The 15,513-nt window shown below is 70.5% G+C and carries 5 protein-coding genes; 1 reads left to right on the top strand and 4 read right to left on the bottom strand.

Features of this window, described 5'->3' with window-relative positions:
• On the top strand, positions 1 to 1,123 hold a 1,123-nt coding region (locus RTO53_RS15410), incomplete at its 5' end, for an MFS transporter (protein ID WP_312238619.1).
• Positions 1,124 to 1,182: 59 nt separating this feature from the next.
• Here the strand turns inward: RTO53_RS15410 and RTO53_RS15405 are convergent.
• The 4 genes from RTO53_RS15405 to RTO53_RS15390 all read right to left on the bottom strand — a co-directional run bounded on the left by RTO53_RS15405 (position 1,183) and on the right by RTO53_RS15390 (position 15,232).
• Positions 1,183 to 4,680 carry an ATP-binding protein gene (locus RTO53_RS15405; RefSeq protein ID WP_312238621.1) on the bottom strand — a complete coding sequence of 1,166 codons (3,498 nt, stop codon included), beginning with the start codon at positions 4,678 to 4,680 and terminating at the stop codon, positions 1,183 to 1,185.
• Between the two features lie 157 nt (positions 4,681 to 4,837).
• Complete coding sequence (locus RTO53_RS15400; RefSeq protein WP_312238618.1) at positions 4,838 to 8,023, bottom strand: response regulator; 3,186 nt, start codon at positions 8,021 to 8,023, stop codon at positions 4,838 to 4,840.
• Complete coding sequence (locus RTO53_RS15395; protein WP_312238617.1) at positions 8,020 to 11,436, bottom strand: ATP-binding protein; 3,417 nt, start codon at positions 11,434 to 11,436, stop codon at positions 8,020 to 8,022. The genes RTO53_RS15400 and RTO53_RS15395 overlap by 4 nt, the downstream gene beginning before the upstream one ends.
• A 238-nt stretch (positions 11,437 to 11,674) precedes the next feature.
• Positions 11,675 to 15,232 (bottom strand): ATP-binding protein, encoded by a 3,558-nt coding sequence (locus RTO53_RS15390; RefSeq protein ID WP_312238620.1) that lies wholly within the window; start codon positions 15,230 to 15,232, stop codon positions 11,675 to 11,677.
• Positions 15,233 to 15,513 lie beyond the last annotated feature (281 nt).

The following is a 15,513-nucleotide window of genomic DNA, read 5'->3' as shown; positions in this document are numbered from 1 at the left end:
CCTCGCCCAGACCCTGCACCAGCTCGTTGGCGCCCGCGTCCTCCAGGGCGTCGGCGGTGCCATGCTGCTCCCCGTCGGCCGCCTCGCCGTCATGCGCTCGGTCTCGCGCGAAGAATTCCTCCGTGCCATGAGCTTCATCGCCATCCCCGCGCTCATCGGCCCCCTCATCGGCCCCACCCTGGGCGGCTGGCTGGTCGAAGTCGCCTCCTGGCACTGGGTGTTCCTGATCAACCTCCCCATCGGCGTCATCGGCTACCTCGCCGCCATGAAAATCATGCCCGACCACTACGCCGAACACCGCACCCGGTTCGACCTGGCCGGTTACCTCATGCTCGCCTTCGGCATGGTCGTACTCTCGCTCGCCCTGGACGGCATCTCCGGCATGGCCACCCCGCATGCCCTGGTCATGCTCATGACCGTCGCCGGCCTGGCCGCCCTCGTCGGCTACTGGCTGCACGCGGCCAACTCCACCGCACCGCTGTTTTCGCTCGCCCTGTTCCACGTCCCCAGCTACCGCATCGGCATCCTCGGCAACCTTTTCTCGCGCATCGGCAGCAGCGCCATGCCCCTGCTCATCCCGCTGCTGCTCCAGGTCGGCATGGGCATGAGCCCCATGAATGCCGGCCTGCTCATGATCCCCGTTGCCGCCGCCGGCATGCTGTCCAAGCGCTACGCCGTCAAGCTCGTTGAACGCTTCGGGTACCGCCGCGTGTTGATGGTCAACACCGTGCTGGTCGGCCTGGCGATGGCCAGTTTCATCTTCATGACCCCCGGCCAGCCGCTGTGGGTGCGCATCGTCCAGCTCGCCCTGTTCGGCGCGGTGAACTCGCTGCAGTTCACCGTCATGAACACCGTCACCCTGCGCGATCTCGACCGCGATTTCGCCAGCTCCGGCAACAGCCTGCTGTCGATGGTGATGATGCTCGCCACCGGTTTCGGTGCGGCGGCGGCCGGCAGCCTGCTGGCCGCGTTCGACCACCTCGACGCCCTGCGCGGCGCCACGGCCGCCCTGCATGCCACGTTCGTCTGCGTCGGCGCCATCACCCTCACCTCTACCGTCATCTTCTGGCAGCTGCCCGACACCCGTCCGTCCCCACGCGATGTGGAAGAGGTCGCCGAGTAACATCGGACCGCTGGCCGCAAGCTCGACGAGCAGCCGCTCGCCGCTGACGTGCCCCGCCGCTACCCGCGCGCCACCCGCAATGCCCGGGCGATCGCCTCCACCAGCAGCTCACCGGTCACCGGCTTGCGCAGGAAGCCCTGCATGCCCGCCGCGCGCACCTGCTGCTCGATGCCTGGATCGGTACGCGCGGTCACCGCGATCATCGGCATCTCGTAGCCCTGGTTGTGCAGGTGCCCGGCCAATTCGATCCCGCCCAGACCGGGCAGATCCAGGTCCAGCAGCGCCACGTCGAACGGCGCCTCGCTGACCTCGCGCAGCGCCGCCAGCGCGTGCTCGGCGTGCACCACCTGGTGCCCACGCGCGCCCAACAGCCCGCAGATCACGCTGGCCACGGTCGCATCGTCTTCCACCAGCAGGATCCGCAACGGCGGCAGCCGCTGGCCGTCGCCCACGCCTGCGAAGCCGGCCGGCGCGGCGACGATGTGCAGCGGCAGCGGCAAGGTCAGGCTGAAACGCGTGCCCACCCCCAGCTGGCTCTCGATACCGACCTGGCCCTGCATCGCCAGCGCCAGTTCCCGGCAGATCGCCAGACCCAGCCCGCTGCCGCCGTATTGCGCGGCGGTGCGCGCGCCATCGGCCTGCTCGAAACGGCGGAACAGCCGCTGCTGCTGATCGCTGCTGATCCCCGGGCCGGTATCGGACACCTCCAGGCACAGCCCGCGATCGGCCGACAACGTCGTCGCCTTCAGGCGCACCTCGCCGTGGGTGGTGAACTTGACCGCATTGCCCAGCAGGTTGAGCAGGATCTGGCGCACCCGTACCGCGTCGCCGACGCTGCCCAGCCCCTTCGGCAACTGGTTGTCGACCACGAAACGCAGTTGCTTCTGGTCGGCCAGCGCGGCCATCAGGGTGCACACATCCTCGACCAGGTTGTTCACATCGAACGGCTCGGCCTGCAACTGCAACCGTCCCGACTCGATCCGCGCCAGGTCCAGCGCGTCGTTGACCAGGTGCAGCAGGTGCTCGCCGGCATGCCGGATCGATGCGGTCCAGCTGCGCTGCTGCGGATCCAGCACCGAGCCCAGCAACAGCTCGCTCATGCCCAGCACGCCGGTCATCGGCGTGCGCACTTCGTGGCCCAGGTTGGCCAAGAAGCGGGTCTTGGCCGCCGAGGCCTGCTCGGCCAGTTCCTGCTTCTGCAACGCCAGCTGGTAGGCATGTTTGCGTTGCAGGCGGCGTCGATACAGCCAGGCGAACAGGCTCATCAGCAGCAACGCCAGCGAGGTCAGCACCAGCAGGCCCGACAGGCTGCGCCACCACGGCGGCTGCACCCGGAATTCCAGCGACTGCACCCGCGACCACACCTGGTCGGCCGAGCGCGCCTGCACCTCCAGCCGGTAGCTGCCCGGGGGCAGGCGCGAGAACACCCGCTCGCCGGCCGGGCCCACGTCCACCCAGTCCGGGTCATAACCGGCCAAGCGGTAGCGATAGCTGTTGGATGACGAATCGGCGAAGGACAGCAACCGCGCCACGATGCGCAGGTCCCGATCGGCATCGGCAATTTCCAGCGGCGTCAGGTGGGTCAGGTCGGCGACCCGGTCGCCGCGGCGTACTTCCACCCGTTCGATCACCAGCGGCGCGCGCCGGTTGGACGGCCGCACCTGGCGCGGGTCGAAGACCACCACGCCGGCCGGCGTTCCCCCGGCGATGCGGCCGCTGGCGGTACGGGTCAACGTGCTGCGGCGGAACTCCTGGCTGGGCAACCCATCGTGCACGCCATACAGACGCACGTTGCCCATCTGTGGATCCACCCGGATCAGGCCACGCGCACTGGCCGCCCAGACCACGCCCTGCGCATCCACCACCAGCCCGGTCGCCGAGACGTCCGGATAGCCCGCACCGCCGCCGATCACCGCCTGCAGCAGCAGCCGGCCGTCCTGCCAGCGGTACTGGCTCAGCCGTCCTTCCTCGGACAGCCACACGCTGTCGTCGTCGGCGGTGGTCAGCGCATGGATCGCGCCCGGAGGTGCGCCCGGGACCGGCTCGAACCGCGACCGCGCCGGCACCCAGTGCAGCAGCCCCTGGTTGGTCGCCGCCCACAGGTGGTCCTCGCTGCCGCACATCAGGTCCAGCGCGATCTGACCCACTGCCAGTCCCGCATGTCCGGCGGCAATGCGGTGCAGCACCCGACCCTCCAGATCACGCTGCTGCAGTCCGGTCGACGCCGCGCTCCACAGCCGCCCGCCATCGCACAGCGCCAGCGATTCGATCTGCCCCTCCATCGCCGCATCCACCGCCGCGGTGTTGCCCCATCGCCGCAGCGCTGCCTCCTTCGGGTCATAGCGCAACAACGCATCGCGCGAACCGATCCAGACCCGCCCCAGCGCGTCCTCCTTCACCGATTGCAGCCATTGGTTGCCGTCCACCCAGGTGCGGTGCTGCGACACCCGGCCGGTGACCGGGTCGAACTTGTCCAGCGCTCCGTGGGTGCCCACCGTCCACACCCCGCCATCGGCGGCGGCGGACATGCCCAGCACGTAGGCGTTGCGCAGCGAGGCGGGATCATCTTCCAGCCGCGACAGCACCGAGAACTGCCACCAGCGCGGCAACAGATGCCACAGGCCGCTGTTGGTGCTGGCCAGCCAGATCCCGCCCTCGCGATCCTCATAGGCACCGGTCCAGTTCGGTCGCACCTGGCCGCGCGCCACGGCGCTGTACAACGGCACCTGCTGGAACTGGTTGTCGTAGGCGCGGCCCAACCCGGAGCGGGTATCCAGCCAGTAGCCGCCCTGTTCGTCGCGCAGCATCATGCCCAGGATCTGGTCACGGGCATCGACCTTCCATGGCGCCGGCTCGATGCGTCCATCCGGACGCCGCACCACCACCCCGGCATTGGTCGCCACCCACAGGCTGCCGTCAAGTTCGGCGGTAAGGCCGTTGATCAGCTGCTCATGCAGATAGCGGCTGGACACCCGCTCGAAGTCATGCCCGGTCCAGCGCGCCAGCCCGGCCTTGGTCCCTACCCATAAACTGCCGTCGCGGGTGGTCGCCAGGTGGGTGACCGACGCGGACGGCAGGCTGCGTGGATTGCCATGCTCGGGCATGAAACGGGTGACCTTGCCGTCGCGGTCGAGCCGGTGCAGGCCGCCTTCGTAGGTGCCGAACCAGACCGCGCCATCAGCGGTGGAGGTGATGCTCCAGATCGTGTTGCTGCCGATCACCGGATGGCTGGCGCGGTCGAAGAAGCGCAGTTCGCGACGATCGGCCGACATCATCGCCAGCCCGGCGTTTTCGGTGCCGATCCACAACTGGTTGCGTGCATCCACGTGCACGCTCCACACATGGTTGTCGCGCAGCCCGTCCTCCGCGCGCCACACCCGATAGGTGCGCCCGTCATAGCGGGCCAGGCCGTCGTTGGTGGCGATCCACAGGTAGCCGTAGCCGTCTTCGGCCATGCGATTGACCGTATTGGACGGCAACCCGTCGAACACGGTGAGCTGGCGCGGCGTCGGCGGCACGGGCTGGGCGTGGCCGAGCATCGGCCATAGCCATACCATCCCGAGCAGGAGCAGCCAACGCAAAGGCACCACCAGTGGATCTCCCGACTCGGTCCGTGGATGCACGCCAGGGGGACGATCCCCACCGCGGTTGCGGTGTGTCGAGCCTGGGGCCAGGCCCGCATGGTAAACGGTTCGCCGCGTGGCGACGATCCGCTCAATCCCTCAACAGCGTGTCCACCGCCGCGTAAAGCCGATCGCCGTCGACCGGCTTGTGCAGCACGCCCGAGGCCCCGGCAGCCACGGCGCGCTCGGCAAGCCCGGGTTCGCGCCGTGCGGTCAGGATCAACGCCGGCACCTGGCAGCCCTGCGCGCGCAGCATGCCCAGCAACTGCCAGCCATCCACCCCCGGCAGATCCAGATCCAGCAGCAGCACATCGGCCGCTGCCGCCGCCAGCTCGGCCATCGCTGCCAGCGCATGCGCGGCAGTCAACACCTGCGCGCCGCGCGCGACCAGCAGCCCGGCGTGGACCTGCGCCACCAGCGGATCATCCTCGACCAGCAGCACCCGCCAGGACGAACGCGGCGCGCCGCCGACGACCGCACTGCTGCGCGCGGTGTCGTCGCCGCCGTCGGTGCCGGCTGCCAATGGCAGGCTGAGTGCCAGGCGCCACCCCGTCCCGGAACGCGGCACCACCCGCAGCTGTCCCTCCAATGCCCGCGTGCACGACTGCGCGCGCTCCAGTGCCGCGCGCAGCACCGCCTCGGCTGGCACGGGAAGCCCCGCCACCGGAGTGGCCTGCAGGTCCAGCAGCATGCCGCCGCGGCCGGGCAGCCACCCCACCTGCACCGCGATCCGACAGGTTGACAACGCACCGAGCAGGCCGTCGATCAATGCCTCCAGCAACTGCCGCAGGCGCCGCGGATCCCCGCCAACCCGCGCATGCCCCGGCAGGTGCACGCACATCGCCAGGCTGCTGCCCTGCCCGCACAGCTGCAGGTGGGTGTGGTGCCGCCAGCGCTGCAGCAGTGTCACCAGATCGAAGCGCGACGACTGCAACGGCACCCGCCCGGCCTCCAGGCGCGCATCGTCCAGCGCGTGATCGACGATCGCCAGCAATTGCCGCCCACCACGCTGGATGCGCTCGATACGTCGCCGTTCCTGCGGTGCCAGCGTCGAGGCCAGCAGCAGCTCGCTCATCCCCAGCACGCCGGTGAGGGGCGTGCGTATTTCATGCCCGAAGGTGGCCAGGTAGCCGGCCTTGGCATCGGCGGACTGCTGTGCCCAGCCGCGCTGCTGCACCAATGCGCGCCGTGCGCGCAGCCGCGTCAGGCTGCGCCAGGCGCCCCATCCCATCACCACCAGCAACGCCCCCAGTGCGGCCATGCGCGCGGCCCATACGCCGGGGTGTTGCCACTCACTGCGCTGCACGTGCAGCACCCGCTCCTGCAGGGCCGACCAGCGTCCATCGCCACCGCGCTCCTGGTACTGCAGCACATGCTGGCCAGGCGGGAGCCGGGGGAAACCGATCGTGCCGCGACTGCGGGTCTGGCTCCAGCCCTGCCCGCTGTCGCGCAAGCGGAACCGGTATTGCTGCCGCGGATCGAGCTGCGCCGACAGCACCCGCGCGGTGATCTGGATGTCGCGATCCTCGGCCTGCAGCCGCAACGGCCCCAGCGGCGGCACGCTCAGCAGATGCCTGCCGCGGCGCAGCTGCACCCGTTCGATCACCAGCGCCGGGGAGGTCATCGGCCGCGCCAGCGGGTCGGTGTCGAACGCCACGGCGGTGCGGTCTTCACCGATCGCCAGCATCGCACCGGCGTCGGCTTGCAGGCGCGCATGCAGCACCGCGTCCGGAACACCGTCCTCACGGCCGTACAGACGAACCTCACGCCGCGCCGGTGCCACCCGCAGCAATCCGGTCGCGGACGTGGCCCACAGCACACCGTCGGCATCGGAGGCCAGGGCGTGCAGCTGCACCGGTGGCAGACCATCGCGCTCATCCAGGCGCAGACGCAGCTGCAGCGTGCCCTGCTGCCACCGATAGCGGTGGATGACCCCGGCCGCGGCGATCCACAGGTCACCGCCAGCATCGACGTGCAGCGCGGTGATCTCCGAAGGCGCGCCGGCAACCGCAACGAAACGCGTGCCATTCCACCGTTTCAGCCCAGCCGTGCCGCCCAGCCACACCCCGCCGTCCAGCGCGCAGTGCAACGACAACGGCCCCTGCAGGGTCGTCCCTGCCGTGTCCACGAGGGGCCAGCGCGCCGTCCGCCGTCGATCGGCACCGCGTCGCTCCAACTGGTCGCCGCGGATGCGCCAGTAGCGATCATCGGCACAGCTCAATTCGGCGCTGGAGCGGCCCGCTGCGGGCGTAAAGCCGTCCAGTGCAGGTTGCCGCGGCGGCGACGGCCGTGCGTGGAAGTGCTGCCAGAGCGGCGGCAGGCGCCACGCGCCCAGGTGTGTCCCCACCAGCCACGCGCCGCCCCGGCGATCCTCGAACGCCAGCCGCAGGCGGGGCATCGCGCCACCGCCCGCCGACGCCAACCCGACTGCCGCCATCGCGCCCGCGCCCGCCGGTTGCCGCCACACCTGCTGCCCGTCCGCCCACCACTGCGCATCTTCGCGGCCGATGCCAAGCAGGCGCGCAGGCGCGTGCATGAGTAACGCCTGCACGCGCTCCCCACCCTGCCCACGAAAGCGCCCTGCCGCACTGCTGATCCACGGCACACCCGCCGCATCGACGCCGATGCCGGTGATCGGCGCGGAAGCCAGCGCGGCAATCGAAGGGCGATGGAAACGGCCGGCGTGCCAGCGTGCCAGCCCCTGCGGGGTGCCCACCCAGAGCCCGCCGTCGGCATCGTGGGCCAGGTGCTCCACATCACCGGCCGGCACGCCGTCGCCGCGCAGCGTGGGCAGGTACTGGCGCAGGCGCTGCTGCGGATCGAGCCGGAACAACCCCGCGCCACGCGCACCAAACCAGATGCTGCCCTGCGCATCGGCGCGCACGACGTTGATCGCCGCACCGGCCAGGGCCGGATGGCGGGCGCCGCCGAACGCATCAATGCGGGTGCGATCCGCGGACAGCCGCATTACCCCGCCCTGGCCGGTCCCCATCCAGAGCTGGTCGTGCTCGTCCAGCGTCAGTGCCAGCACCTGGTTGTCGACCAGTCCCTGTTCGCGCCGCCAGATCCGGAAGTGGCGCCCATCGAAACGGGCCAGGCCATCGTCGGTGGCGAACCACAGGTAGCCGTGCCGATCCTCGACCACCTGGTGCACCGCGTTGGACGGCAAGCCATCGACCGTGGTGAAGCGCAACGCCTCGGGCAGTTGTGCCCACGCGCCGCCCGCCGCGCACAGCGAGAGCAACAGCCACGCCAGTGCCCGGCGCAGCATCGTCATCGCGCAGCCCTGCAGCCAGCCAGCGCCGCTGTCAGCATGTCGCTGCGCGCCGGCAGCCGCAGGAACCCGCTGAATCCTGCGGCGAGAGCGTCGCGCTCGGCGCCGGCATCGGCGCGCGGGGTCAACGCCAACCTGGGCACGCCGGGCCAGCAGCGCGCCAGCAGCGTGCCGATGCGTTCGCCCGCGATGCGCAGATCCGGATCGGCGACCACCACGTCGCAGCGCGCGGCAGGCCACGCTTCAACCTCGGCGGCGCCCTGCGCAGGACAGGCCACGTCGATGCCCTGTGCCTGCAACAGCGCGGACACCACCGCGCCGATCTCCGCATCTGCCAGCACCAGCACCACGCGCAGCGGCGTCGCGCTGGACACATCGGGGATGCCGCACGGCATCGGGTGTGTCGGTGGGTGCGGGGCATCGGGCAGCGGCACGCGCACCTCGAAACGACTGCCCTGGCCCGGCTGGCTGTGGACACGGATATCACCGCCCATCACCTGGGCCAGTTCGCGGCTGATCGCCAGGCCCAGTCCGCTGCCGCCATGACGTGCCAGCGTGGCGGCGCCATCGGCCTGCTCGAAACGCTGGAACAGCCGCTGCACCTGTTCGGCGGTCATGCCCGGTCCGGTATCGGTCACCACCAGCACCAGGCCGTGGCCGTCGGGGCCGCGCTGCGCAGTCACCCCGACGCTGCCGTCCGCGGTGAACTTCACCGCGTTGCCGATCAGGTTCAGCAGGATCTGGCGCAGGCGACGTACATCGCCCCACCACCATCGCTGCGGGTCGATGCCACTGTCGCAGACCAGCCTCACGCCCTTGGCCGCCGCCACCGGCAGCAGCAGGGTATGCAGTTCCTGCAGCAGTGCGGTCGGGGAGAACGCAGCGGGCTGCAGCTGCAGGCGTCCGGCTTCGATGCTGGCCAGGTCCAGCGCATCATCCACCAGCTGCACCAGATGCAGGCCCGCGCGATGCAGGCTGTTGGCCTGTGCGCGTTGCCGCGCGTCCAGCGGGGCCTGCAGCAGCAGTTCGCTCCAGCCGCAGACCACCGTCATCGGCACCCGGATGCGCTGCCCCAGCCGACCGAGAAAACGCGTGCGCTCGGCCGATACCTGTTCGGTCCGGTGGTGGTGCAGGCGCGCGGCGTGCCGGCGCCGTCGTCGCCACACCAGGCAGGCGCCGGCGCGGCTCAGCAGCAGCAGCGCGGCGGCGCCGGCCAGCCCCGCTGCGATCCTTCCCGGCAGCGTCTGCCACCAGACCGGCTCGACCCGCAGCGCCACCTGCCGCGTGGCCGACCACGGGCCATCGCCCTGCCGCGCCTGCACGGCCAGCACGTGCTCGCCGACCGGCAACCGCGCGAAGATGCGCTGCGCGACCGGCCCGGTGTCCACCCAGTCCGGCTCATTCCCGAGCAGACGGAAGCGATGTTCGATGCGGTCCGGATCGCCGGGCCCCAACAGGTTGACCGCCACCTGGATGTTGCGGTCGGCGCTGGACAGCACCGTCGCATCCGCCTCCGGGCGCAGGTTGAGGGCCGTGCCCCGCCGCTGCAAACGCACCGCATTGACCACCAGCGTCGGTATTGGATGCGGTTCGTGCACGCTGCCCGGCTCCAGCAGCAGCAGGCCACCTTCGCGCACGGCTGCAGCCAGCGCGCCGGTCGCCAGCCGCACCAGGCGCTGGCCAAGAATCTCCTGCACCGGCAGGCCGTCGGCGCTGCCCAGCACGCGCACCCTGCCCTCGTCCGGATCCAGCCGGATCAGGCCACGCGCCGCGCCTGCCCACACGGTGCCGTGTGCATCCACCGCCAGTGCATCGGCGCGCAGCAGCGGATAACCGGCGGCCGCATCGAAGCGACGAAGCCGCCGCAGCCGGTGGCCATCCCAACGGTGCTGCTCGAGCGCGTCCTGGCGGCTGAGCCACAGGCTGCCATCGTCGCCCTCGGCGATCGCCGCCACGGTCGCGCCCTGTACGTCGGCGGCGACGAAGCGCGTGCGCGTGGCATCCCAGTATTTGATTCCGTCGCGGTCGGTCGCCCACAGCATGCCGGTGCGGTCGCACAGCAGTTGCCGCGCCGCCCGGCCGCGCCCCAGCCCAAACGCCTGCGGGGTATCGGCACGCAGCCGGATGCCGTCGGCCGACCACTGCTGGATCTGCTGCGCGTGGGCCAACCACACGCTGCCATCGGCACAGGCCTGCAGATGCATTGCCCCGCTGCCCGGCGGCAGCAGCAGCGGCCAGCGCCGGACCTCCCCGCGCGCCGGGTCGTAACGCAGCATCTGCCCGGCACTGGCGATCCACAGTCGCTGCCGCGGATCTTCAGCCATGCCCACGGCCACCGCACTGAAACCCGCATGCGGATACGTCAGGTGATCGCTGCTGGCACCGGTGCGCAGGTCCAGCCGCTGCAACCGTCCCTGGCTGCCGGCCACCCACAACCGCCCATCGCCGGAGCCGGTCAACGCAACTGCGTAGTGACTGCGGATGCCCGGCAATCCATCGGCTGCGGCCGGCAACGCAGTGAACGCGCGCCAGCGCGCCGGCAACCGCCACAGCCCGTGCGCACGGCTGAGAAACCAGATGTCGCCACGCTGGTCCTGCAGCGCCTGGCGCATGTCCACGCTGCGGGCAGGCGGGCCATGCAGCGGACGCAATGCAACCGGCTGCACGCGTGCGCCGCGCCGCAGTACCAGGCCGATGTCCTGCTGCTGCCACAGCGTACCGTCGGTGCTGCGCAGCAACGGCTGGCCGGGGGCGCGCGGCTGCAGCACGTCGCTGTCGGCATCCACGGTCCAGGCGCCGCCTGCGCTGCCGACATGGATGCCGCCCTGCGGGTCGGCCCAGAGCGTCTGCACCGCGAGGGCATGCACGCCCATGCGCTGGGCGTGCCCGTCGCGGATGCGGTGCAGCCCGTGCGAGGTCCCTGCCCAGAGCGTGCCGTCACGATCACGCGCCAGCGCGGTCACCGCATCGGCGCCCACGTCCACCTGCTGCCAGCGTGGCGTGTCGGTGCCTAGCCGGTACAGCTGGCGGTCGGCACCGATCACCCACAGCGTACCGTCGCCGCTGCTGGCAATGGCGTGGATCGTGCCGGTGCGCACGGCCAGCGGGGCCTGTGCGTCGGGACGCTCGAAGCGGCTGCGATCGGCCGGCATCATCACCACGCCCTGCGAAGCGGTGCCGAGCCACAGACGATCGCGGGTGTCCACGTGCAGCGCGTGCAACACCGCATCGACCAACCCGTCCTCGCGCCGCCATACCCGCACGCGTCGTCCATCGAAGCGCAGCAGGCCGTCGCTTCCGGCCACCCACAGATACCCGGTCGCATCCTCGGCCATGGCGTGCATGCCCGCGGTCGGCAGGCCCTCGCGAAGGCCGAGCTGGTGCGGCCATGGCAGATCGAGCACGGTGGCAGCCATGGCGCACGGCCCCACCACGAGCAACGCAGCCAGCCAGACCCCGCACATCCATTGCCGTGCCACACCGCAGGCCACGGCTTACGTCAACCACGTCACAGTCATCACGAGGACAATAAAGTGATCCGGCAGCCCGTGCGGGTTCTGCACATGCGCGAGATCACATCCTGCCGAGTTGAAGTTCGCATCGATCGCACAAGATCGACACATCACGCCTATCTCGACACGCCACCGGTTGCGGTCAGCCGTCCGGCTGGCGTCCGGCACGCGCCTTCGCCATCGCCTCGACCAGCAGATCGCCGGTGACCGGCTTGCGCAGGAAGCCATCGAAGCCGCTTTCCAGCACCTGCTGCTCGGCGTAGGCATCCGAGCGCGCGGTGACGGCGATCAGCGGCAGCTCGTAACCCAGCGCGCGCAGTTGTCCGGCGATGGCGATACCGTCCAGCGCCGGCAGATCCAGGTCCAGCAGGCCCACGTCGAACGACCCGGCCGACACCTCGGACAACGCGGCCAATCCGTGCAGCACGTGGACCACCTCGTGGCCACGCGTGCGCAGCAACCCGGCGATCACCTCGGCCACGGTCGGGTCGTCTTCCACCAGCAGAATGCGCAAGGGCGGCAACTGGATGCGCGCCGCGTCGCGGGCATGGCCGGGCGTGGTCCCGCGCTGCAGCGTCCACGGCAGCGGCAGCTGCACGGTGAAACGCGCGCCCTGGCCGAGCCGGCTGTCGATGTCGATCCGTCCGGCCATGGCCACCGCCAGCTCCTGGCAGATCGCCAGGCCCAGTCCACTGCCGCCGTAGCGCGATGCGGTACGCGGACCATCGGCCTGTTCGAAGCGGTGGAACAGGCGCTGCTGCTGGTCCGAACTGATGCCCGGGCCGGTGTCGATGACCTCGAAAGCCACGCCCAGCCCATCGTCGAGCAGTTCCACGCTCAACCCGACATGCCCACGCTCGGTGAACTTGATGGCATTGCCGAGCAGGTTCATCAGGATCTGGCGCACACGCATTTCGTCGCCACTGACCTGCACCGGACCGGGCAGGTTGAAGCTGCGCTCGAAGGCCAGGCCGCGGTGGTGCGCCATCGGCTCCATCAGCGTCTGCACCTGGGCCAGCATCGACATCAGATCGAATGGGCGGATATCCAGTTCGAGCCGGCCCGCTTCGATCCGCGCCAGGTCGAGCGCGTCGTTGACCAGCCGCAGCAGGTGGGTGCCGGCGTGCTGGATCGAAGCGGCGTAGCCCCGTTGCAGATCATCCAGCGGCGTGGCCAGCAACAGCTCGCTCATGCCCAGCACGCCGGTCATCGGCGTACGCACCTCGTGCCCGAGCGTGGCCAGGAACCGGCTCTTGGCCTGGGAGGCCTGTTCGGCGATCTGCTGTTTGTGCACGGTCAGCTGCCACTGCTGGCGCCGCCGCAGCCGCACCCGCGCCACATACACCACCACCGCCGCCAGCAGCAGCCACAGCAGCAGGTAGGCCAGAATCGCCCAGCCACTGCGCCACCACGGCGGCAGTACCTCCACGCTGAGCGTGCGCGAAGGCGTCCATGGCCCGTGCGAGGTAGCCGCCTGTACATCGATGGCGTACTGCCCCGAGGGCAGCCGTGACAACAGGCGTTCGCCGTCGGAGGCCTGCATCACCCAGTTCTGGTCGTAACCGGCGACCCGGTAGCGGTAACGGTTGCCCTGCGGATTGGCGAAGGACAGCAGGCGGGCGGTGATGATCAGATCGCGGTCGTCGGGACCCAGCACGATCGGCGCGTCCGGCGGCAGCGACTGCTGGCCCTCGGCATCGTCGCGGCGCACCTGCAGGTTGTCGATCACCAGCTGCGACGGCGGCAGCGGCAGATCGGCGGCGTCCGGGTCGAAACCGACCAGGCCGGTGGCGGTCACCGCCAGCATGCGGCCGTTGGCGGCGCGCGCGGGGGGCCGGGCACTGAATTCGATGTCCGGCAGCCCATCGCGCTCGCCGTAGACACGCAGCTGGCGCTGCGCCCGGTCCCAGCGGACCAGGCCGCGTGGGGTGGTCGCCCACACCTGGCCTTGAGCCCCTGTCACCAGGCCGCCCATCGAGACCGGCGGCACGCCCTCGGCGGCGCCTACGCGCTCGCGCAGGGTCATGCTCAGGCCGTCCCAGCGGTAACGCTCCAGTGCGCCGTCGCGCGCCAGCCACAGTTCATCCGGAGCGATCCAGGCCATGTCGAAGATGTTGCCCGGGGCGATCCCCGGCACGTGTTCGAAGCGGCCCTCGTTCCAACGCATCAGCCCCGCGTCACCCATGACCCACAGGTGCCCGCGTGCATCGAACACCATCTGCTCGATCGGGGCGTCGGTCAGCCCACGGTCGGCGTCGATGCGGATCGTGTCGAGCACCTTGCCCTCGGCATCGCGGCGCTGGATACCGTAGTTCATGATCGACAGCCATATCTCGCCATTGGGCGCCTGGCGGATCAGATCGATGCGCTGGCGCACATCCGAGCCGCCGCCGATCTTCCATTCGCGCAGCTGCCCGGTGCGCGGCTGGTACAGGTTCAGGCGCCCAGCGCGACCGATCCACAACGCACCATCGGCACGCGGCAGCACCGACCAGTTCGCGCCGACGCCGAGGATTTTTTCGTCGGCGATCTGAGCCAGCGTGCCGCGTGCGTCCAACCGGTAGATACCGTGCGCGCCGGACACGTAGAAATCGTCACCCGCCGCGGCCACGCCGAGCAGGTACACACTGTCCAGCGGCTTGCCATCCAACTGGTACCAGGTGGAGAAACGTCGCCAGTCCGGCGGCAGGTAGGCCAGGCCCTGGGTAAGCATGGCGACCCACAGCCCGCCTTCGTGGTCCTGCAGCATGTCCAGCACGCCGCTGCGCGCGGTGAGGAAGCCACTGCCGCCGTCGCCGGCCAGCAACTGGGCGGTGTCGCGGTCGCCGCGGTACAGGCCATCGGCCGTTCCCAGCCAATAGCCACCGTTGCGGTCATGTACGACCGTGGCGGCGCGTACGTCGGCACTCAGTGTCCACGGTGCCCGGCGTGCGCTGCCATCGGCACCGATACGGAACAGCCCCCCCTCGGTGCCCGCCCATACCGTGCCATCCGGTTCGCGGGTCAGGCGGAAGACGCTTTTGCCCCCCAGCACGTCGCTGGCGATGCGGGTGAACCGCTGTCCATCCCAGCGCGCCACGCCACTGCCGGTGCCGACCCAGACCCGGCCCTGCGGATCGGCCAACAGGCTGTAGATGGTGTCATCGGGAAGACTGGCCGGGTCGGCGGGGTCGGCCCGATAGCGCACCAGGCGGCCATTTTCCTCGCGCCGGCAGATGCCGTGGCGGTTGGTGCCGATCCACAGCGACTTGCCCGCATACGCCAGCGACCACACCTGGCCCTCGCAGGCTGTCTCGAGCTCGGGGAAGCGCTGGAAGCGTTCGCGGCCCGGCGGCAGCATCGACAGGCCAACGCCGCTGCTCCCCACCCAGACCCGGTCCAGCGGGTCCACCAGCAGGGTTTCGATCTCGTTGCCCGGGAGCGAGCCGGGATCGGCCGGATCGTGGCGCCACACGCGCAGGCCGACGCCATCCACGCGCGCCAGGCCATCGTTGGTGGCGGCCCAGACATAGCCCTGGCGATCCTGCGCCAGCGACAGCACCATCCGCGACGGCATGCCTTCGGCCGCACCCAGCCGGCGCATGCGCGGGGTCTCTACCGACGTTCCTGCCGATGTCACTGCGGCCCACGAGGCTGCCGGTAGCGTGCACAACGCCAGTACCAGCAACACGATGCCCGCGCACCCGCCACGCGTCCCCATCGCCATCCAGATCTCCTTGTAGCGGTTGATTGTCCCACAGCCCCTGCGGCGGCGCCCGGCCGGCACTGCCGTGCCACCTGCGTGCATCCCTGGAACAGCCTGTTGCCGCGCCGTGCGCGCCTGCCCGATGCCACGATCTGTTGCAGCCATGGCACTGCTTGCACTGACGGGGCTGTGCGTATGATCGACGCTGTCCTCCATGGAGCCCGGCCATGCCGCTGCGCCTGACCCTTGCCCTGCTGCTGTGCGCCGCCCCGCTGGCGGCCCAGGCCGCCGCCGAT

The sequence above is a fragment of the Stenotrophomonas sp. genome (assembly GCF_031995405.1).
GTDB lineage: Bacteria > Pseudomonadota > Gammaproteobacteria > Xanthomonadales > Xanthomonadaceae > Stenotrophomonas.
This window is presented reverse-complemented; position numbering and strand designations above follow the sequence as displayed.